Source organism: Psychrobacter sp. 1044 (assembly GCF_904846525.1).
Taxonomy (GTDB): Bacteria; Pseudomonadota; Gammaproteobacteria; order Pseudomonadales; family Moraxellaceae; genus Psychrobacter.
On sequence record NZ_CAJHAZ010000001.1, the window covers coordinates 160,825 to 183,009 of the forward strand.

17 protein-coding genes are annotated in these 22,185 nt (G+C 43.2%); 13 read left to right on the forward strand and 4 right to left on the reverse strand.

All coding sequences use genetic code 11. The features are described from left to right. Positions 1 to 53 precede the first annotated feature (53 nt). The 7 genes from JMX82_RS00665 to gspK all read left to right on the forward strand — a co-directional run bounded on the left by JMX82_RS00665 (position 54) and on the right by gspK (position 7,144). Positions 54 to 1,841: a GspE/PulE family protein gene (locus JMX82_RS00665; protein ID WP_201538940.1), complete on the forward strand. Its 1,788-nt coding sequence runs from the start codon at positions 54 to 56 to the stop codon at positions 1,839 to 1,841. A 148-nt stretch (positions 1,842 to 1,989) separates the two neighbouring features. Then, a complete protein-coding gene (locus JMX82_RS00670) occupies positions 1,990 to 2,778 on the forward strand; it encodes a TatD family hydrolase (protein WP_201538941.1) in 789 nt (262 codons plus the stop codon). A gap of 232 nt (positions 2,779 to 3,010) precedes the next feature. Continuing rightward, entirely contained in the window at positions 3,011 to 3,694 is a 684-nt protein-coding gene (locus tag JMX82_RS00675) for a TetR/AcrR family transcriptional regulator (RefSeq protein WP_045446854.1), read from the forward strand. A 175-nt stretch (positions 3,695 to 3,869) separates the two neighbouring features. Further along, complete coding sequence (locus tag JMX82_RS00680) at positions 3,870 to 4,697, forward strand: prepilin-type N-terminal cleavage/methylation domain-containing protein (protein ID WP_227676239.1); 828 nt, start codon at positions 3,870 to 3,872, stop codon at positions 4,695 to 4,697. Between the two features lie 3 nt (positions 4,698 to 4,700). After that, entirely contained in the window at positions 4,701 to 5,195 is a 495-nt protein-coding gene (gene gspI / locus JMX82_RS00685; protein ID WP_201501487.1) for a type II secretion system minor pseudopilin GspI, read from the forward strand. Further along, positions 5,192 to 6,046 (forward strand): type II secretion system minor pseudopilin GspJ, encoded by an 855-nt coding sequence (gene gspJ, locus JMX82_RS00690; protein WP_201538942.1) that lies wholly within the window; start codon positions 5,192 to 5,194, stop codon positions 6,044 to 6,046. The genes gspI and gspJ overlap by 4 nt, the downstream gene beginning before the upstream one ends. Before the next feature lie 39 nt (positions 6,047 to 6,085). Continuing rightward, the gene (gene gspK / locus JMX82_RS00695; protein WP_201538943.1) at positions 6,086 to 7,144 is read left to right on the forward strand and encodes a type II secretion system minor pseudopilin GspK; all 1,059 of its coding nucleotides are present in this window, start codon (positions 6,086 to 6,088) and stop codon (positions 7,142 to 7,144) included. A 57-nt stretch (positions 7,145 to 7,201) separates the two neighbouring features. On the opposite strand, the gene JMX82_RS00700 is transcribed toward gspK, so the two are convergent. The 4 genes from JMX82_RS00700 to ychF form a co-directional block, all read right to left on the reverse strand. After that, positions 7,202 to 7,882: a TetR family transcriptional regulator gene (locus tag JMX82_RS00700; protein WP_201538944.1), complete on the reverse strand. Its 681-nt coding sequence runs from the start codon at positions 7,880 to 7,882 to the stop codon at positions 7,202 to 7,204. A 104-nt stretch (positions 7,883 to 7,986) separates the two neighbouring features. Continuing rightward, complete coding sequence (locus tag JMX82_RS00705) at positions 7,987 to 9,408, reverse strand: deoxyguanosinetriphosphate triphosphohydrolase (RefSeq protein ID WP_201538945.1); 1,422 nt, start codon at positions 9,406 to 9,408, stop codon at positions 7,987 to 7,989. 80 nt (positions 9,409 to 9,488) lie between these two features. After that, the gene (locus tag JMX82_RS14335) at positions 9,489 to 9,998 is read right to left on the reverse strand and encodes a hypothetical protein (protein ID WP_201538946.1); all 510 of its coding nucleotides are present in this window, start codon (positions 9,996 to 9,998) and stop codon (positions 9,489 to 9,491) included. Positions 9,999 to 10,183: 185 nt separating this feature from the next. Further along, positions 10,184 to 11,275 (reverse strand): redox-regulated ATPase YchF, encoded by a 1,092-nt coding sequence (gene ychF / locus JMX82_RS00715; RefSeq protein WP_201501482.1) that lies wholly within the window; start codon positions 11,273 to 11,275, stop codon positions 10,184 to 10,186. Positions 11,276 to 11,637: 362 nt separating this feature from the next. On the opposite strand from ychF, the gene JMX82_RS00720 reads away from it, so the two are divergent. The 6 genes from JMX82_RS00720 (at position 11,638) to JMX82_RS00750 (ending at position 22,082) form a co-directional block, all read left to right on the forward strand. Continuing rightward, entirely contained in the window at positions 11,638 to 13,830 is a 2,193-nt protein-coding gene (locus JMX82_RS00720) for an ATP-dependent helicase (RefSeq protein WP_201538947.1), read from the forward strand. A gap of 127 nt (positions 13,831 to 13,957) precedes the next feature. Then, the gene (locus tag JMX82_RS00725; RefSeq protein WP_201538948.1) at positions 13,958 to 16,366 is read left to right on the forward strand and encodes a TerB N-terminal domain-containing protein; all 2,409 of its coding nucleotides are present in this window, start codon (positions 13,958 to 13,960) and stop codon (positions 16,364 to 16,366) included. A 48-nt stretch (positions 16,367 to 16,414) separates the two neighbouring features. Continuing rightward, positions 16,415 to 17,737 (forward strand): ATP-binding protein, encoded by a 1,323-nt coding sequence (locus tag JMX82_RS00730; RefSeq protein WP_201538949.1) that lies wholly within the window; start codon positions 16,415 to 16,417, stop codon positions 17,735 to 17,737. Further along, positions 17,712 to 20,120: a DEAD/DEAH box helicase gene (locus tag JMX82_RS00740; protein ID WP_265089303.1), complete on the forward strand. Its 2,409-nt coding sequence runs from the start codon at positions 17,712 to 17,714 to the stop codon at positions 20,118 to 20,120. The genes JMX82_RS00730 and JMX82_RS00740 overlap by 26 nt, the downstream gene beginning before the upstream one ends. 316 nt (positions 20,121 to 20,436) lie before the next feature. Then, positions 20,437 to 21,684, forward strand: a complete 1,248-nt coding sequence (locus JMX82_RS00745; RefSeq protein WP_201538950.1) for an NAD(P)/FAD-dependent oxidoreductase — start codon at positions 20,437 to 20,439, stop codon at positions 21,682 to 21,684. Between the two features lie 59 nt (positions 21,685 to 21,743). After that, positions 21,744 to 22,082, forward strand: a complete 339-nt coding sequence (locus JMX82_RS00750) for a RidA family protein (RefSeq protein ID WP_201539049.1) — start codon at positions 21,744 to 21,746, stop codon at positions 22,080 to 22,082. Positions 22,083 to 22,185: the final 103 nt, after the last annotated feature.

Below are 22,185 nucleotides of genomic sequence, written 5' to 3' on the forward strand. Positions count from 1 at the left end.
ATCCATCAATTACTCCTCAATAAATAACGCATCAATAATAAAAGAAGAAAAATATGTCTGCTCAGAAATATTCAATCGTGATTGATTTACGTTGGTGCTTAGATGAACTATTGGCAGATAAGGTAATTGATCAGCGTGGCTACAATTTAGTGATGACGAGCCGCCGTGATAAAGCGCAGCATCCACTCCTGACCATCAGTGAATTTGGTCTGCCAAACGGTCATGCACTGGATAAAAATGTTGAGCACAAATTGACTTTGGTATGGTTGAATCAATGGTTAGCTGCCAAAGCAGGCATGGCACTTGTCCGTATTGACCCGTTAAAAGTCGATGTCCCAGCCGTCACTCAGTTGATGTCCTTTGAATATGCCCGCTCACAGCATATTTTGCCCATTGAAGTGACGAATGATGAAGTCGTCATCGGTACAGACCAGCCGTTCTGTACTGAGTGGCAGACAAGTATCGAAAAATTAATCAAGTCTAAAAGTTATCGTACGGTTTATATCAATCCTGAGCAAATCAATCGCTACCGTCAAGAATTTTACCAAGTCACCCAAGCGATTGCAGGAGCAAATAGTGTCCACAAGCGCGCGGCGGCTGATGTCACCAATGTCGAGGCATTATTGCAACTTGGCGACAATACCAACCCTGATGCCAACGATCAACATATTGTCAGAGTTGTCGATTGGCTGTTGCAATATGCTTTTGAGCAGCGAGCCAGTGATATCCATTTAGAGCCTCGCCGTGAGACGGGTAAAGTCCGTTTTCGTATCGATGGCGTGCTACATACCGTCTATGAGATGCCTTTGGCAATCATTGTCGCGGTGACGGCGCGGATTAAAATATTAGGACGACTGAATGTGGCAGAAAAACGCAAACCACAAGATGGCAGGTTGAAAACCCGTACGCCAAAGGGTCTGGAAACTGAGCTGCGCTTATCGACGATGCCGACAGCCTTTGGCGAAAAGCTGGTGATGCGGGTATTTGATCCTGAAGTGCTGGTGCGCTCGTTTGCTCAGCTTGGTTTGTCAGGTAAGCAGCTCGATACTTGGCATGAGCTGACCGCGCATCCAAATGGCATTATCTTGGTTACGGGTCCGACTGGTTCTGGTAAAACCACGACGTTATATAGCACGCTCAAGCAGCTCGCCACAGAACAAGTTAATGTCTGTACGATTGAAGATCCTATCGAGATGATTGAGCCTGCTTTTAACCAAATGCAGGTCAATCCAGGAGTTGATTTGCATTTTGCAGATGGTATTCGCTCTTTGATGCGCCAAGACCCAGATATCATTATGGTTGGTGAGATTCGCGATGCCGAAACCGCCAATATGGCAGTACAAGCATCACTTACTGGACATTTGGTACTATCGACGTTGCATACCAATGATGCACCAAGCTCACTTACTCGCTTACATGATTTGGGTATTCAGCCGTTTTTGACCTCAGCGACGATATTAGGCGTCATGGCGCAGCGTTTGCTACGCACGTTATGTCTGCATTGCAAAAAAGCCCTAGACGTGATCCCAGACAGTGAAATTGCTGTTCAGTGGCAGGAACTGGTTCAGCCTTGGCGTGCGCCCGCTCCAGCGCAAATTTATACGGCGCAAGGCTGTGAGCATTGTCGCCATACGGGCTATCAAGGTCGCGTTGGTCTGTACGAGATCATGCCGTTGTCAAATGAGCTAAAAAAACTGGTCGCCGCCGATGCCAATTTAGATGTGCTTAAGCAGCAAGCGTACCGCGAAGGTGTGCAGCCATTGCGCTTATCGGGTGCAAAGCGTATTAGTGAAGGGCTGACGACCATAGAAGAAGTAATGCGAGTGGTGCCGCTTCATTAAAAGCTGCCTTTTTACTAAAAATAAGTTTGCTAATCATGACTTGAAAAGCGCACTTATCAGAGCAATTAATGCTCTTACGACTACTAATTTTATATTGTAAGTTATTGTTCTAAAACATTTTATTTATTTTTTATTAACGAGATTACTTATGTTTACTGATAGTCATTGCCATCTTAATCGCTTAGATTTAACCAAGTATGATGGTCAATTGTCTGGCGCGATTGACGCGATGAAAGAAGCCAATGTCACTCGGGCAATGGCGATTATGTGTGATTTTGCCGAATATGATGAGATTTCTCATATTGTCAGCACCTATAGCGATGAGGCGCTAAATCTTGGCATGAGCGTCGGTATTCATCCTTGTGAAGATATTAGTGTCTTGCAATCAGCGACGGTTGAACGTTTGATCGAAACGGCTGATGCCGACCATGTATGGGCGATTGGGGAGACAGGGTTAGATTATTACTGGTCAACGGAAAACAAAAAAGAGCAGCAAGCCAGTCTTGCTCGCCATATTCATGCCAGTCAAAGCCTGCAAAAGCCACTCGTCATTCATATGCGTGATGCCAAAGAAGATACGATTGATATCCTAAAATCAGAAGGCGCTGAGCACGGTATTATTCATTGTTTTACCGAAGATTGGGAGACGGCCAAGCGTGCACTTGACTTAGGATTTTATATCTCATTTTCGGGCATTGTTAGCTTTAAGAGTGCTCAAATGATTAAAGATGCAGCAAAAAATATGCCTAGAGACAGACTGCTTATCGAAACTGACAGTCCTTATCTAGCACCGGTGCCCAAGCGTGGTAGACCGAATGAGCCTGCCTACGTACCGTATGTCGCCAGTTGTCTGGCAGAGATGTATGGCTGTAGTAGCGATGACATTGGGGCATTAACTGCAAAAAACTTTGAGAATTTACTGGCACAGTATCACTAAAATGGTTATGCTATGACCACTCAGTCATTTATGATACAGTCCTGTTGCTTTACGTTATTTGACTTATGATGTGAAGCGTAAGCCTATGATTATCAATGACTATTTAGCAAACATAAGCATATCTCCTTTGGTGGTTTTCGAGCAGACTTTGTATGATGTTATACGCTTGTCGCTGATGCATTCATCCACAGGATGGTCATATGCTTAATCTTGTCAGGTTTTAGGAGAGATTATGAGTCGTCAGCATCAGTTCAAGGCACGAGAAGAGAATATCTTAGCGATGGCAGAGCAATTGCTACTTGAGTCGGGCGATGGTGATATTACTTTAGACAGTTTGGCAGACCAGCTGGATCTGGCTAAAGGTACACTGTACAAGCATTTCTCCAGCAAAGATGAACTCTATTTGCGTATTATTATCCGCTATGAAGAACAACTGTTTGAGATTAATCGTATTGATGATTGTCCATCAGCAGGCGTTGCTCGTATGATCTTTCAGCAGTTATTTAATCCACAAAAAGCCATGTTGCTCAATCAAATCGAAGAGCGTTTGGCGGCATCAGTGACGGGTCTTAATCGCTTGTTTGGTGAGCTATATGATATTCGCCGTCAGCGTATGAAACGCTTGATTGACATTATCAGTGCGTATTTACAAGAGCAGCACAGTAGTTTGAGCACGCGCGACTATTTGTCCTCGATTTGGGCGATGGGTCAGGGCGGTGCTGGACTATTAAATTCAAGCTTTTACCAGCGGTATTTGGGTCGCCGTGATACCCTACGTTATGCCTTCGTTCAGCAAATGCTTGAGTTGCCGAGCCATTATCCTGCGGCTGACGATGAGGTGATGGATGAAGATATGCAGGAGTTGGTCGAGCAAATCGATACTGAGTCAGAAGAGCACCGTAATACCAGTTATTAATATCTTTATTCAACTTATAGTCTTTTAACTCAAGTTTTTTAAATTCGTGTTGCTATATTCGTTATCGCAGCACGGTGCATCCATGCTAAAAATGGATACATGCTTACCAGCTTTAGCGCCCAATTATAGTTTTATTCTTTATACCACAACCTACTTATAGGTTTATAGGTGCAATATGCCGGTCACTGCCAAGACTCCGTCCAGCTCAGCGGTCACTTGCTATTCACACTTAAGTCATCAATATTTGCAGTATAAAAACACGGATAGATATCTTTTACCTCTGGTTTATCAGCATAAATCCTTTCTAGTACAAAACGCTCACATTTCCCCTTATAAATCCTCAAGCCTTGCTCAGGCACAGCAGGGCTTTACCCTTGTCGAAATTGTAGTGGTGGTCGTTATTCTATCTATCTTTGCTGGCATGATGAGCTTGTCGGTGGGTAGTAGTGAATCGCGTAAAAACCGTGCGTTTTATGAGCATTTAACGGATTCGCTGAGCTATGTACGGTTGTTGTCTGCTGAGCGTATGCAGCCGATGGGTTTGAGCTTGCAAGCAGATAAACAAGGTCAAGTAGCTCCTGTGATTGTTACTTTATCAAATCCTTATATTGCCTATCAGACCAATGATACCCCGTCAAATAGCATGGACAGCACGCCTAAAAATTCGATGGAATTATCTGCTGATCTGACAAGTATGTCGGGGGCGATGGGCAAGCAACAGCCAATACCTAGCTGGGAGATTGAGCCAGAAGTCAGTTTGCCGGAGTTACCTGCTGGGGTTAGTTTAAGGGTGCAAAGCTTGGAGGCTGGCAACCTATCAATGCCTGAACAAGGACAAATATTGCAGCCTTGGTTTGCCAATCAAGCAGTCCCACAAATATTATGGTTTGGTACAGGGCAAGCAACGCCTGTCACCATTGAGGTGCTGCACAATTCGCGTCTGGTGGGCGAGGTCATTACCATTATGCCTGATGGTAGTATGAGGATCGGACAAGGACTGTAGCTGATGATAGATAAGGATGACATTATATCTGCTGATATAAACAAAAAGCCAATGCTATCAAAGCATGAAAGCGGCTTTACTCTGATTGAGGTAATGGTAGCGTTAGCGATTTTAGCGGTTGTTGCTGTGGCTGCTAGCCGTGCCAGTAGTGCTTATCTCAGCTCAGTGGATGTCTTACGCACACGCACACTGGCACATTTTGTCGCACAGAATGCGGCCGCTGATTTGCGTATTCAAGAGACTTGGCTGACGGCCAATCGTACGCAAACAATCAATGCTCAAGGGCGTGATTGGCAAGTAGTGATGACGGTCAGTGATGCCATTACGCCTGCTTTAAAAGAGGTGAATATCGCTGTCGCACCCATTATAGATGGACAGACGCGTACCGCCGTGACTGATATCAACGTAATATTGAGCAATGCGGAGCAAGACATTGGCAGTTTGGACTTAAGCAGTTTGGGTGCTGATATTGCAGGGCAGTCTGGAGGCAATCCGTGAAGTCGCAGCGTGGATTTACGCTACTTGAATTGATGGTTGCCATGGCAATATTTGCGATGCTGGCGGTGGCTGGCTGGCAGGTGTTTGATAGCGTCAACCGCGCTCGCGAACGTGCACAATTTCATGCTGATAATTTGGCTGTTTTGCAATATGCTTATTTGCAGCTACAGCAAGATATGGGTCAAATTATCCCTTATCAAATACCAAATACTCAAAATATCAGTGTGACAAATAACAGTACAAATGCTAGTGATAGCACAAACAATAGCGCCCAAGCCAATGAAACAGTGCCTGAGCCTTTTATGAGCTTGGATGGTGAGCATGTCAGCTTTGTTCGTTTTGCCGACCCCGATCCACGTTATCAAAGTAGCATGAGTGTCCAGCATATCGAATACATTTTTGCAGATGAGCGTTTAATTCGCCGCCAATATACCAGCATCGATGGTGGGCGCGATAGCATCAGCCTAGACAGTGTATTGCTCGAAGGCGTCACCGCAGGGCGTTGGCAAGCATATTTACCTGAACTGAGCACCAAGTTCCCTAATGCAGACAGCAGTAATAACAGTACAAATACAACCTCTGGGCAAACGACCAGTGCCGTAAGCGCCAAGCCAGCAGTGGTTTTATTGCCCAAAGGTATTGCTGTCAATTTTACTTATCAGGATATGCCAATCACTTGGCAATGGGCGCTTGCTCCAGAACCAATACCAAGTAATTATAAAAATAAAAGCAATAACAATGCTAATAATGGCAATGGTAGCAATAACGATAGTAGTGATAAGACTAATAATGACAACCCGAATAGCAATGTAAATAACAATTTAAATAACAATGCAGGAAGTAATATTTAACATGCACCACTGGGTCAATAATAAAGGCGGCTTAAGTCAATGACAGCGCACTCTCAGCGCGGAGTAGCGCTGCTCACTATCTTACTATTGGTGGTCAGTATTACCGTGGTGGCGGGGGCGATGCTTGCCAGTCAAAAGATTGCTATTAGGCGTAGCGGCTTATTGTTTGATCAAAATCAGCTGTCACAAGATATCAATGCTGGTCAGCAATTAGCCATCACGATGATTCGTGCTGACGATAAGCTGAATGACACAGATAGTGAGCAAGATATTTGGGCGCAGCCATTACCGCCTTATCTTTTAGCCAATCATAGCATCAGTATCGAATTGCGCGATGAAGCCAGTCGTTTTAATATTAATAATTTATATCAGAATGGCGCGGTTGATAGCGCCGCCTTAGCCATATTTCAAAGACTGTTGACACAATTAAATCTGGAACCTGATATTGCCATTGCTGTTCTTGATTATCAAGATACGGATAGCGACGTTTATCAAGATGGTGGTGATGAGAGTGTGGTTTATTCTCAGCAATCAAGTGGCTCAGCGAGTAAGACTTTGCCCAATCAAGCATTGGTCAGTGTCGATCAATTGCAAGAGATTCGAGGGGTAAATGCTGAAGTACTAGCGGCACTACGTCCTTATATTACGGTGGTTTCTTATTATGTGCCTATTAATGTCAATACTGCCAGTCCAGTTTTGCTGGCTGCACTGATAGATGGCGCAACCAGCCAACAGATGCAGGGATTGGTCGATATGCGGGCAAAGCAGGCGTTAGCCTCTATCGATGATGTATGGCAATTGCCGATGTTGAGCAGCTTAAATGATGATCAGCGAAAGGCGTTAAAACCACTGCTTGCAGTCGATAGCCAAGCCTTTATGGCGCTTATTACCGCAACGGATAGTGCAAGTCTTGGTCAACAAAGACAACGGTTTGCAACCGTATTGATTAGCAAGGTTGCGACTGATGCTAGCGCGGCAGTAGGGAGTAATGCGAATAACAGCACGCCTAACAATAATAATGAGAATGGCAATAATAAAAAAGCCAAAGAAATTAAAGTGGTGACACAGCGTTTATGGGCATTTAGACCCAGTTTCTAACGTTGAGTCACCTAAAAAGAGTCTCAATCAGTGCCGAGGTAGAATATCTGACGCCACTTAATCTCCTAAGTGCGTCTCTTCCGTAGATTTCCAGTTATAAGCCCCATAAAACAACATCTGTGCTTGGCGAGTGCAATTATGGAGCATCAGCTGTTTATTTTCTTCAATCTCGTTCAGATCGATTTCATCATCATGGTCTTCAGTATAAGTCAGCTCCAACCAATCGATAATCCAAGAAAAGAACATATTTACCCCAGCTTCAGCCAGTAGGCGACGGTCATAGGCATTGATATGAGTAAAAGCAGGCTGTAGCGCTAAATCATCAGCCAAGCTTTGAGCATGTTTTTTGACAAGTTCATTAATGGCTTTGCGTACAGCTTCTGAGCCACCGTAGCGCTCACTGACTAAAAATTGCCAGTAATAAGGCTGATCACTAACCATATGCAAGAACAGCTGAATGCTCTTAGCAATTTGGCGATCAAAGCTACGTTTACGCCCAATTTGCAAACTATCGCTTAGAATCGCCAGCGTACCGCCTAGCTCTTCTACCACCAATGCTCGACCAAGCGATTCCATGTCATCAAAATGCCGATAAAATGCGGTCGGCACCACGCCAACCTCACGCGTTACTTGCCGGAGGCTGATTGAGCTAAAAGACTGCCCTGTCATACATAAATCAAGCACGGCATTAAAAAAGGCGTGCCGAGTTTGAAGTTTCTTTTGTTCGCGACTGCTCATAATATTTCAAAATTGTCCAATAAGGGTTTATCATACTCATTTCAGCGTAAAAATACGACTGAAATACGCAACTTGTGTTAATTTACTAGACCGGCACGGGTCTTTTAAACCATCGTACCCCAATGGCCTTGTAACTCTTGTGCCAATCGATACGCCTCATGATCATTCATCCCAGTGATAAAGTCCAATATATTTAAAATATTGTGATAGACATTATCTGATAATAGCCGCCGATGCTCATCGAGATGTGGCTGTAACAACATGAGTAGGCGCTGCTGCTCAAAGGACATGGATTGAGGATCAGATGTTGCTCTACTACTTGTCCAAGCTAATGGCATAAAAGCATCTAATAAACGATGCAAGCATTGATTGGCCATTAGCTCCATTCGGACTTTGCTTGGGTGATTAAATATTTTCTCACGTGCCAACTGTTTGGCTTGGTTGATTCCACTTTGCACACTGATATCACAGTGGTCAAATAAACTGCCTTGCAGTGTACCCGCCAGCAATGCATCACTGTTGGCGACAAAAGCATCGGTCACGGTATTGACCAAGCGCATCATCGCACGGGCTCGCAATGACGCTAAGCTCTGCCTGACAGACATGTGTACGGGCAGATTGATACTGCTAGGGCGCTCACCAATCAGCTCATAAAATATGGCGGCAACCTCACTATAGGTCAGCATATTGAGATTGATACCATCTTCTAAATCTATCAAGGCATAGCAAATATCGTCTGCCGCTTCTAGTAAATAAGCCAGCGGATGACGCGCAAAACCGTCGTGCTGTGTTGAACGTGGTAAATGCAAACAGACTGCCAACTCTTCTAATTGTGCTGACTCACTATAAAAGCAGCCAAATTTTTGTACATTTTGATGGTGGTGTTTATCATTGACATCGTTGCTGTGAGAGGCAAGCCACGGATACTTCATAAAAGCGCCTAAGGTCGCACAAGTGAGACGCATACCACCTTTATCAGGATGGTGCTCATTACGCGCCAACAGTCGAAACCCTTGTGCATTACCTTCGTAGGCCAGCAAGTCCAAGCGCTCGTTGCTACTTAACTTTTGTAATATCGCTTGAGGGTCAGGCTGCCTAAACCAATCTCGAATGGCATACTCTCCCGCATGACCAAAAGGCGGGTTGCCAATATCGTGAGCGAGGCACGCTGCTTGTACAATGACACCGACATCGGCTGGCGATACGCCTGCTGGTAGACCGCTGGCCAATTTATCATGGAGCTTTTCTGCTGCCATGATTGCTAGAGAGCGTCCAATAGAGGAGACCTCAAGCGAATGAGTCAGACGTGTATGGATACCGAGCTGATTGGTTAATGGATGGACTTGGGTTTTTTGATTCAATTGCCGAAAGGAGTGCGAAAATACCAGTCTGTCGTAGTCTTTGTGAAACTGAGAGCGAGTACTCGTATTGGCGTTAAACTTTTTGGCAGCACCAAGACGCTGCGAGTTGAGGAGATGAGACCATTGCGTAGTAGGAGACGGCAAAGAGGTTGGAGTAGTTAGCATATTGAAACATCCGAAACCAAGGGAGCCTCTAGCATAGCAAAATAGCGCCCTTGGTACAGATATATAGTCAGAGAACTACATTAAGATTTCTGGCAGTTGAAAAGCACTTCTTCCTCTTCGGTAGCCACATTACTGCCCAATATTTTATTTCGCAACGTTGCTTTGTCACCATTTACTTGCCATATGATGCCATGGGTGTTATCTAATCCGATATCACTGGTATAGATAGTTTTTTCAGTACTGGCGTCGCTATCAGAGGTAGCGGTCAAATCGTATTCGATACCATCGATCAGTAGGTGCACTGTCTGTGGTGTAGTATCATCATGGTAAGAAACGCCGATAGTAGCCGTAGGATCACAAGAGAATGGTGTGCTGTTGCTGGCATGTTCTGCATGATCGTGTCCTTCATGCGCGCTTTCTTCGTGGCTATGACTTTCATGATTGTGTCCTTCATGACCTTGTTCCATAGCATCGTGCCCTTCGTGCTCTTCATGAGCATGTTCAGCGTGATCGTCTACGGGTGTTATTTCTTCAGATACTACCGTATCACTTTCTGTATTAGGCTGACAGCCCAATAGAGAGCCTGTCATGATACTTCCTACAAGCGCAACACTGGCAAATCTAGAAAAAGAGAAATAGTCAGTCACAGTATAAGTCCTCAAATAGTAAAATAAAGATATGTTATAATATAACAATGTTAAGATAAAATAAAGCCGATGATGGAGAATTTCCAACATCGGCTTATTAACTATCAGTCAGAATGTACTGCTTAAAACTACACGTTAAATCTAAAGTGCATGATATCGCCATCTTGTACGATATAGGTTTTGCCTTCTAAGCGTGATTTGCCAGCGGCAGCTGCGCCTTTTTCACCGTTGTATTCGATAAAATCATCATACGCAATGACTTCGGCACGAATGAAACCGCGCTCAAAATCAGTATGAATCACGCCAGCTGCTTGCGGTGCGGTTGCGCCAACTGCAACCGTCCAAGCGCGCACTTCTTTAACACCAGCAGTAAAGTAAGTCTGCATATCTAGCAAGTCATAACCACCGCGAATCACTTGATCAAGTCCGGCTTCTTCCATATCCATCTCAGCTAGGAAGTCTTTTTTGTCGTCTTCATCAAGCTGAGCGATTTCAGATTCGATTTGGTTGCATAGAGCGATAACGATAGAATCTTCGCCAGTCGCATAGTTGCGTACTGCATCAAGGTAAGGGTTGTTTTCAAAGCCATCTTCACTGACGTTAGCGATATACATGGTTGGTTTTAGGGTGATTAAACCATAACTTCTGATGAGTTTTTTCTCATCAGCATCTAGGTTCGCTGCGCGTGCCGCTTTACCTTCTGCCAATAAAGGCTCAACTTTTTTAAAGATATCAAGCAATGCTTGCGCATCTTTGTCGCCACCTTTAGCCTTCTTGGTTTGGTTGTGAATGGCACGCTCAACGGCCTCTAAATCTGCCAATGCCAATTCAGTATTAATGGTTTCGATATCATCAATCGGGCTGACGCGACCATCAACGTGGACGACGTTGTCATCATCAAAACAGCGTACGACGTGCGCAATCGCATCAGTCTCACGAATATTGGCTAGGAACTGGTTGCCCATGCCTTCGCCTTTTGAAGCACCAGCGACTAGACCTGCGATATCCACAAACTCCATCGTCGTTGGTAATACACGCTCAGGCTTAACGATATCAGCCAGTTTCTTTAGGCGTGGGTCAGGTACTGGTACGATACCCGTGTTGGGATCTTTGGTACAAAATGGAAAGTTTTCAGCGGCGATACCCGCTTTGGTCAACGCATTAAACAAGGTGGATTTACCCACGTTTGGTAGGCCGACGATGCCGCAATTAAAACCCATAACATTCTCTCAATATAATAATAAAATCAGTTGGTATAAAGATTGGTTAAATGATAAATCAAAATTGGGCATATTGTAGCAAATTTACCTGAATAGGGGTGAGGTTGTTGTGTTGTATACTGAGATTTTGTGTTTGGTCATTACCGGTAATTTTGCTGTTTTATCGATTATGGTAAGCTGTGCTATAAAACGATAGTTTGGCTTGTAGGCGTATGACAAGTAAACGCCTACGACTCGTTACACTGTACGAGTAATCTTCATTATGAACACCAAGCGCTCTCAGTCAAATCTGCAAAACACTATGTATAAATGCGCCGTTTCGATAAAGGCCGCTAAAATAAAATGAAAGGCGAAATCCTATAATGACTACCACGATTTTTGACACGCGCCACTACAATTATCCGCAGAACTTCATGGAAATTAAGCCTAAGCTGGCACGACTTGAGCAGGCGATTAAAAAGCTAGAGGTAAATCTAATCGATGCTAATAATACTGCAAATATTGAGCGGTTAAATGACAGGCTGAATGGTGAATTAGAGTTCAAAGTAGACTATGCTCGTGAACTAAATCCTGACCAGTTATTAGCAGCCACAACTATCGAAGGCAAGGTGCTAGTCATTGCTGGTGCCGGCTCTGGCAAGACTAAAACGCTCACGTACCGTACCAGTTATTTATTAGAGAACGGGGTCACGCCCAAAAGCATCTTGCTACTGACTTTTACGCGTAAAGCAGCCAATGAAATAAAAAGCCGCGCCAAAACCTTACTTGCGAATACCTTATTTGATAAACAGTCTGATGAAGACTTGGTAAAGGATAAGCTGCCAACTGATAAACGGCTTAACGATATCACCAGCGGTACTTTTCACTCTTTTTGTAATATGCTGCTGCGTCAGTATTCAGGGCTGCTCGGTATAAATCCGCGATTTACGATTTTAGACACGGGCGATAGCGAAGATGCCATCGACTTAATCCATAAAGAAAAAAAGTATCCCGCGCAAACCAAAAGCCAAGCCTTTCCGCGCAAAAAGACACTGCAAAATATCATCTCTAGCTCTCGGAATAGACGTATTCATATCCGTGATTTAATCGAAAGTAATTATCCTGATATCGCCGTGCATATTCCTATTATTGAACAATTGGCAGTCGATTTTCATGAGTATAAGCGTGCCAATCATCTATACGACTTTGATGATATTATCAGTCAGGTCGTGCGTCATTTAAAGACGAATAATACCTTTCGCCAAATGCTACAAAACCAATATCGCTACATTATGGTTGACGAGTACCAAGACACCAATATTCCGCAAAAGCAGTTGATAGATTTGATTAGTAAACCTGAGTCGGTATCGCTGATGGTAGTCGGTGATGACAATCAAAGTATTTATGCTTTTCGCGGTGCCAATTACGAAAACATTCTGCTATTCGGTGAGACCTATCCCGATGCCAAGCTGATTAAGCTCGAACAAAACTATCGCAGTACGCCTGCTGTTTTGGATTATATCAATGCCTTGTCCGCGCAAATCACGTTAGGCTATCAAAAGCAGTTGTACTCTGGCGCATCGATAAGTGGGCATAAGCCAGTGTTTAGACGCCTAAGCAATGAGACAAAAGAAGCAAAATATATCGCCGATAAAATCATCGAGCTAAAATCGGATCATGATTACGATGATTTTGCGGTACTGTGTCGCACATCCTTTCAATCTAACTATGTCCAATTAGAGTTTATGGAGCGTCATATTCCATTCATTGTGGTGGGCGGTATCAAATTCATTGAAAGGCGACATATTAAAGACGTTTTGGCATTCATTAAAATATTGTATAACCCGAATGATACGATTGCTTGGCATCGTATTTTGACCTTATTTCAAGGCGTGGGGACAGTCACTGCGACTCGTTTGACTCAAGCGATTAATGCCGATAACAACTCCTTTGAGCCATTACTTACGGCGAAGTTTGCTAAAAAAAGTATACAACTTGAACCTTTATACAATACGCTCACTAAAGCAAATCAAGCTGAATCCGTCGAGACGGTCATTGAGCTGATTTTAGAGTTCTATATTCCTGTCCTAAAAACGATTGAAGAAAATTGGCGAGAGCGCAACGAAGATTTTCGTGTGCTCAAAAATTTGGCAATAGAACATAGTAGCCTTGATAACTTCTTAGAAAATTTGGCACTCGATCCACCCAATGATTCGGTAGCCATAACCAGTCAACCTGATGATAATAACAATGATAAAGTTACTATTTCGACCATTCATAGTGCCAAAGGGCTGGAGTGGCCAGTGGTGTTTGTCAATTCATTGGTCGATGGTATCACGCCACACTATCGCTCTTTGGATGACTTTGAGGAGCTAGAAGAAGAACGAAAATTATTCTACGTTGCTTGTAGTCGCGCCAAGAGCAGACTGTATCTAACGGCACCTGATTACTTTGCCAGTTATTCAGGGTATTTTGACAAGCCATCGCGGTTTATCGCTGAGCTGTCTACTGATGAAGTGACGGTAGAAAATTCTAAACAAGTGAGAGAAGAGAGTGATGATCCAGTGTGGTGGTGATATTTTTGTTTATCGATAAATAATGTAAAAATACAGGCATAAATAATGCACGTTTGTTGTTAGAATGGTATCGGCGACCGATTCTTTACACCAACCTTCGTACTACTCAGCATGGACTTTATCATTAATGAAGAATTTTATTGCCGACGTGAAGGCACTTTTTAGACAAAAATATGATGCCGACGCTCAAGGTAATAAAGCAAATAAGCCCGCCTTTATAGACTTGCCACCTGATATCAAGCCCGATAACCGGCATAGAGTAAGTCAGTCTAGTCAAAATGACGATACAGATGATTTCGCGTCATTTATCATCTCATCTGGTAAATCTAACAATGTTTCTGGTGTTTCAGCCAATAAGCAGTTAGGACGCTGGTTCAAAGAAAATGAATCCTTTGATATTAAAGGACGCTTTATTGACCGCGGTTTTTATTATGTTGGTGGTCAGCTTACAATGCTAACGGGGTTTGGTATTGAACCTTCGCTAGTCGATGACAGTTTACCTGCCAGCTCTCCAAACATCATCAACAGTATTTCGCAAATTTATTATGATGAGTCGCTTGGTTATTGGCCAAGTTATGAGCGTTTGTCCATTAAATGCCGAGGCGCTTATCTTGATTGGCTAGCTTCAAATCGCGCGCATCCAAGTACGCCTATTGGCTATGTATTCATTTATTTTGGTGGTTTTGAGCGCCGTATCATTGAACATATTAACGATGATGTTGTCTCCGATACTGAGTTTATGGCTATCTATGAAGAAGTGACACGACTCAATCGTATTTATGGCAGCCAGTCTGCTTCGTTCGACAGTTATTCAGCACATTTTTTAGCATTTATGACTCTTATTCGGTCCTTGTTATTTGAAGACAAAGCGCAAACAGGGCATTTACTACCACCGCCTGTCACTAGCCAAAACTTAAACTTTAAGATGCATTTGGCAAAGACGGTAGCGTTGCAATTGCCTATTCCTGCGTCATTAGCATGGGAGTGGTTGGTATATTCTAATGAATACAATTTTAAAACTCCTGCCAAGCGCTGTGAAGATACGTTCAAAGATTTATTTAAAATTCTTTACCATGACGCTTATCCAAACGGTTTTGTAGTTTCTGCCAATAAAACTAGGCTCAAGCTCAGCTATAACGCTGCCAGTCGTTCTATCGTTAGCGTAGAGCTTACGCTTGATGACTTGCCAGACCCAAGCATCCTGAGAGCGCCTGTCAAAAAACTTATAACTATCGCTGAACAATGCAATGATGCTTTAGATGCTTACAGTCGTTATCTGGGAAAAGAAGGCAGCTCGGCTGATGATATTGCTGCTGTTATGCTACTGCCGAAACCCTTACTTCATAATTATCACCATCCTGCAATTGAAAAATTTAAAACATGGGCACAGTCCATTATAGAAAACGATGAAGGGCTGACAACGACTAAAGAGTTATGGGCATATTTGGATGAAACTTTGCCGCCAACATCTAGCAAAGCGCTGAGTAAAAAACAAAATGAGCTGATTATTAATTTGGTAGAGCTTGCTGGTTTTGGTATTGCTCCAGACCAACGCTATCATCAGACGCGCTTGCAATCGGATGGTTATGCCGTGCTATTTGCTTACGGTCATGGTGCGCATTGTGAAGGTTTCGAACCGAGCTCGTCGTTCTATCAAGTCAGCCTAGCTATGAGATTAGGGGCAATGGTAGCGACTATTAATGGTTATGTTGATAAAAGGGAAGTGGATACACTATTGACGCTGCTCAATCAAGACAGTCAACTGACCACTATTGAAAAAGAATCGCTGACCGCATATTTGCTATGGCAGTTAAATACCCCAGCAAATATGGCAGGTCTAAAAGCGACATTGGCTGATCTTGACACGAAATATATTGGCTTTATCAGCCGTTTTATCATTACTGTTGCTTTAGCGAATGGCAATATTGAACCCAGTCAAATCAAACAAATCGAAAAATTATATCAAGCTTTAGGTCTGGATAAAACGTTAGTGACTAGTGATATTCATCAGCTAACGACGAATAAAAAAGTAAACATAGGCATAAAAAATGAGCTCGAAACCAAAGACAATAGCAGCAAAAGTAGCCGTTCATTTAGTTTTGATGCTGAACTGTTGGCGCTACATGAACGTGAGACCGCAGTGGCTAAAGCGATGCTAAGTAAGATCTTTGCTGTAGAAGATGAAGAAAGCGAAGATGATATAAAAGAGAGTGTACTATTAAAGATAAGCAGTAAGACGGCGACTGAGCATCACAGTAACGCGCCTGTTAACAATCATAGTTCAGGTAATGAGGCGGTCATAAACGGACTAGATCGTAGTCACAGCCAACTGTATCAAGAGCTTATTAGTGCCGAAGTATGGCAACGTGAAGCCGTCAACGAATTATGCGAATCGTTAAATCTAATGATAAATGGCGCTATCGAAACCATTAACGACTGGGCATACGATAAAGTTGATGCACCCGTATTAGAAGATGATGATGAAGTGGTCGTTGATTTTGAGATTGTCGACGAGTTAAAAGCGTTGAATTCATAGCACATAAAAATTAGCACACTAAAAATAGTGGATTAAAAAGGAATAAAGATGAGTGGTAAAAAAATTAGAGCCAAAGAACGCGACGCGATTATCCAGTCGCTCAAGGCTGGCGTTACCCCCAAAGTTGGTATTCAGCATATCCAAGTGGGACGTATTAATGAGCTCAAAGCTTTGATAGATGATATTGAACGTGTGGCTGATGGCGGTTCTGCGTTTCGGCTGATTATTGGGGAATATGGGTCGGGCAAGACTTTCTTTTTGAGCGTGGTTCGCGCCATTGCACTTGAGCGTAAATTGGTCACGGTGAATGCGGATTTATCGCCTGACAGACGCATTCAAGCATCGTCAGGCCAAGCGAGGAATTTATATTCTGAGCTGATGCGTAACTTATCGACGCGCAATAAGCCTGATGGCAATGGGCTTGCTAGTGTGGTTGAGCGTTTTATTACCGAAGCACGCAAACAAGCGGACAGTAGCGGAGAGGCTATCAGTGACGTTATCCAGCAAAATTTAGCTGAATTGACTGAGTTGGTAGGTGGTTATGATTTTGCAAAAGTCATTGAAGCTTATTGGCAAGGGCACGAAGAAGGTAATGACGAGTTAAAAGCCAACGCTATTCGCTGGTTACGTGCAGAATACGCTACTAAGACTGATGCCAGACGCGACTTAGGTGTGCGCACTATTATTTCCGACTCATCCTTTTATGACTCTTTAAAAATCATGAGTTTATTCGTCCGTCAAGCTGGTTATCAAGGATTGCTCGTTAATTTGGACGAGATGGTCAATCTATACAAACTTAACAGCACTCAAGCGCGCCAAGGTAACTATGAGCAAATATTGCGTATCTTAAATGATTGTTTGCAAGGTACAGCTGAGCATTTAGGGTTTTTATTAGGGGGTACGCCTGAGTTTTTACTCGATCCGCGCAAAGGCTTATACAGCTACGATGCTTTGCAAACTCGCTTAGCGGACAACAGCTTTGCCAAGCAGGCAGGGGTAATTGATTATTCTTCTCCAGCGTTACATTTGGCTAGCCTAACGCCAGAGGAGCTGTATATTTTGCTAAAAAACCTACGTCATGTTTATGCAGGCGGCGATGAGTCTGCATATCTAGTGCCTGATGAATCACTACAAGCTTTCTTGCAACACTGTAGCCAAACGATTGGCGATGCTTACTTCAGAACGCCACGTAATACCATCAAGGCATTTTTAGATATGCTAGCTGTCATCGACCAAAATCCTACTATCTCATGGAATCATCTGATTCAATCCGTAGCTATCGACCCTGAAACACCTTCAGATATGGACATCGATATGAGCGACCTTAGTGACATGGATGAAGATGATGGACTATCAGACTTTAGCTTATAAGACGAATGCCTACTTTGAGAGATTTAATTTGAGAGACGCCCATACTGAGCTTGATAAGCGTATACAACGCTGGATATTCAACCAAGGCTGGCATGGACTACGGGAAGTACAAGCCAAAGCCATTGCGCCCATTTTATCAGGACAAACGGACGTGCTTATCAGTGCGGCAACCGCTGCGGGTAAAACAGAAGCTTTCTTTTTGCCTGCCTGTAGCGCTATCGCTCATCAAGACAAGGGCGTTGGTATTCTTTATATCAGTCCGTTAAAAGCTTTGATTAATGACCAGTATCGACGCTTGCAAAGTCTAGCGGAGCTGCTAGGCATGCAGGTCACTCCATGGCATGGTGATAGTCTACAGGGTAAAAAGAAACAACAGAAAAAGTCACCGTCAGGCATTATTTTGATTACTCCTGAATCGCTTGAGTCTCTACTAATACGAGATGCAGGCTGGGTGAAACAAGCTTTTGGCGAGCTCAAATATATTGTCATTGACGAGTTTCATGCCTTCTTGGGTAGCGAGCGTGGTCAGCATCTATTGTCACTTTTGACCCGTCTTGAGCATGTAGCTGGACGGCTAGACGCGCCTATTCCACGAGTGGCATTAAGTGCAACTTTGGGCGATATAGAAACTGTGCCTTTATCACTACGCCCCAATAATTCTTTACCTTGTGTCATTATTAAGGATACTGAATCGACTTCCAACGTCAAAGTTCAGCTAAAAGGTTATGTAGACCCTAACCAAGTAATGCACAAGCTTCAAAGCAATGGGTCTAAGAGCTATTATGATAATAATGATATTGATGAGAGCTATATAGCTATTGATTCGAAAAGCGAAAGTGCTCAGATTAGTGAGTTTAAGGATGATAATTCTCTAATTCATAGTTATCAGCTTGCTCATGATGCTCAATCACAAATATGCACGGATTTATATCGATTCTGCCGTGGCGGTAATCATCTTATATTCGCCAATAGCCGTAAGCGTACTGAACTCATAGCTGCATTGCTAAGTGACAAGTGTGAGCATAATATCGTTCCCAATGAGTTTTTCCCCCACCACGGCTCGTTAGCAAAAGAATTAAGAGAAGGTTTAGAGCAGCGTTTGCAAAAAGAGGATTTGCCGACTACCGCCGTCTGTACCATGACTTTAGAGCTAGGTATAGATATCGGTAAAGTCGATTCTGTCGTGCAGGTTACAGCACCGCATTCAGTATCAAGCTTACGGCAACGGCTTGGGCGCTCGGGTAGGCGCGGCGGTTCATCAGTTTTGCGCATGCTTATCACCGAAAAGCAAATCGATGTCGATACCAGTTTGGTGGATAGACTGCGACTACAGCTTATACAGTCATTAGCAATGATAAGACTGCTTATCGCTAGCAGATGGTTTGAGCCTGCCGATACCTCACTCTATCACTTCTCAACGCTCCTTCATCAAGTGCTCGCGACTATCGGTCAATGGGGTGGTATCCGTGCCGACCAAATTTATACTTTGCTATGTAGACAAGGACCTTTTCAAAAGATAACGCCTACTCACTTTAAATCCTTATTATCACAAATGGGCGCGATGCAACTGATTACTCAGCTTGGCAATCAGCAATTGGTATTAGGGATAGTAGGCGAGCGTATCGTTGGTCATTATACTTTTTATGCAGTGTTTAAAACGCCAGAGGAATATCGTCTTGTGGCTGGTAGTAAAACACTAGGCACATTACCCGTCACTACTTTGCTGCTACCCGAACAATACATCATCTTTGCGGGTATACGCTGGCAAGTCAAAGATATCGATATGGATAAAAAGGTCATTTATGTGGTTGCTGTCCAAGGCGGCGGTCAGCCTCCAAAATTTGATGGCGGCGGAGATATGTCGATACACGACCGAGTCCGTCAAGAGATGTATGACATATTAACTAAAGGTGACTATCGTATTTCAGTCGGCGATAAAAAAGTCGATTTTGCTGATAAAACGGCGCGTGAATTGTTTACAGAAAGCCTTGATATTTTTGATAGGTGTCAATTGCGTCATCGGCCAATAATAGATCAAGACGGTAATACTTATATTTTTACATGGCGCGGAGACAAAGTCGTTCATACCCTAGCAGCTTTGCTTATGCAGCATGATTTCTCTACTGAGGTATATGCAGGAGTTATCTGTGTTCATAACGTCGATTCGGTACAAGTTATGAGGTTCTTACAAACGTTAGCTCATAAGCCTATGCCTACTGCTACTGAGCTTGCCGAAAATGTACCCAATAAACTGATTGAAAAGTTTGATGAATATCTGCCTGAGGATTTACTAAATATTGGTTATGGTGCAAAAACCTTTGATATCGATGGTCTCAGTGAATGGTTGCAGCTATTGTTTGAAAGAGAAGTTGATTGCAAATAAAATTTTGGAAGCTACTCAACGCACTACCTCCTTGTCAAACATATTGATTACCTCAATAGAGTTTCTGAATAACCAATTAGAATTACATGTATTCAGTTTAGAAAGAATAATTTAAAGGCAAAGTCTTCGCTAACTTTACCAATTATTCCCATCCAAGATACCTTGTACAAAACCCTATAACTAAAAGTATTTAATAGCAAAAATATTTATGAGATTGGGGTTTAATATTCAGCTCAATGCGTTACTATTACCACCTTATTCCGTTAGACCCTCATATTTGATACTCTGTATTAACACCATAAGAAAAGGATAGGTTATGCGCTATGAAGTGATCGTTATCGGTGCAGGTATGGTTGGCACGTCAGTCGCGTGGCATTTACAAAAAAATAATTCAAAAGTACTGATGTTAGACAAGAAGTTGCCAGGCTCAGAGACCTCGTATGGCAATGCAGGATTGATTCAGCGCGAAGCCATTCATACCCATCCTTTTCCTCGTCAATTGACTGAGATGATCCGAGTATTACCGAACCAAGGGACGGATATTCGCTATCGTATTCCAGCAATTTTGCGTTATCACCAAGCGCTGCTACAGTACTGGAAATACTCTACGCCAGCTTCGGTCAAAAAAATAGAATCAGAATGGCAGACACTGATCGCGCATTGTACCAGTGAGCATCAGACAATGATTTCAGCCTCTGGTGCTGACGAGCTAATTACTCGTGATGGTTGGTTGCAATTGCATCGTTCGGAAGAAACGTTCAAAGAAGCACAAGCATCAGCCATTGATGCGCGCAATCAAGGCGTTGAGCATAACGTATTGAACCTTGAAGCGCTAAAAGCCATGGAACCTAGTGCTAATTTTGAAGGTTTCGTTGGTGCGATTCATTGGAAAAACTCTTGGCAAGTGTCAAACCCAAGCTCCCTAGTCAAAGCCTATGCGAAAAATTTCCAAGAGATGGGTGGTACAATTAAAGAGAGCGATGTAAAAGAAATCGTACAAGATGGTGAGGGTTGGAAAGTCATCACTGATAATGACACTTATTATAGTGATAAGTTGGTTATCGCAGCAGGTCCATGGTCTAATGATTTGATCAAGCCACTTGGCTATAATCTGCCATTGTTCCCAATGCGTGGCTACCATCAGCATTTCAAAGTGACAGAAAAAAATACCATCAATCACAGTATGTTCGATATGGACAAAGGCTTTGTCATGGGACCGATGCAGCAAGGTATCCGTATCACGACCGGTGCTGAGATGACTACCATGGATGCACCAAAGAACTTTGGTCAATTAAAAACGGTTCTGAAGCTGGCAAGAAAAATCTTACCATTAGAAGATGCGATTGAGAGCGAAGCATGGGCAGGATCACGTCCTTGTATGCCTGATATGAAGCCAGTTATTGGTCCTGCAGACAAGCATGAAAAATTATGGTTTGCCTTTGGTCACAGTCATCAGGGTTTTACTTTAGGGCCTATGACAGGACGTCTCGTTGAAGAGATGATTCATGACAAGCCAGTATTAGTAGATGTTGCGCCATTCAGTGCTCAGCGTTTTTCTAATTAAAAGCGCATTTGACAGATTTAGCACAGACTTAAATTAATAAATTGAAGGTATATAACATGATAAAGAAGCTACACAGCACGCCACGCATGAGCAGAATTGTCGTCCATAACCAGACTATTTATTTATGTGGTCAGGTAGGTAATGCAGAAGACGATATCAAAGCGCAAACATTGACTTGTTTGGAAAAAATCCAAACGTTGTTAGAAGAAGTGGGTAGCGATAAATCAAAACTACTGTCAGTAACGGTTTGGATAAAAGACATGGCAGACTTTGCTGCTATGAATGAAGTCTATGACCAGTGGTTTGAAGGCATTCAGCCGCCAGCTCGTGCTTGTGGCGAGTCTGCATTGGCACGTCCTGAGCTGTTGGTTGAGATGATTGCCATCGCCGCTGAGTAAGTAACAGATTAATTGTAGTAGTTGTTTAAAAAAGGCCATGATATCGCTATCATGGCCTTTTTCGTGCTTGGCAAATAATTTGGCTCGAATGCTATGATTGACG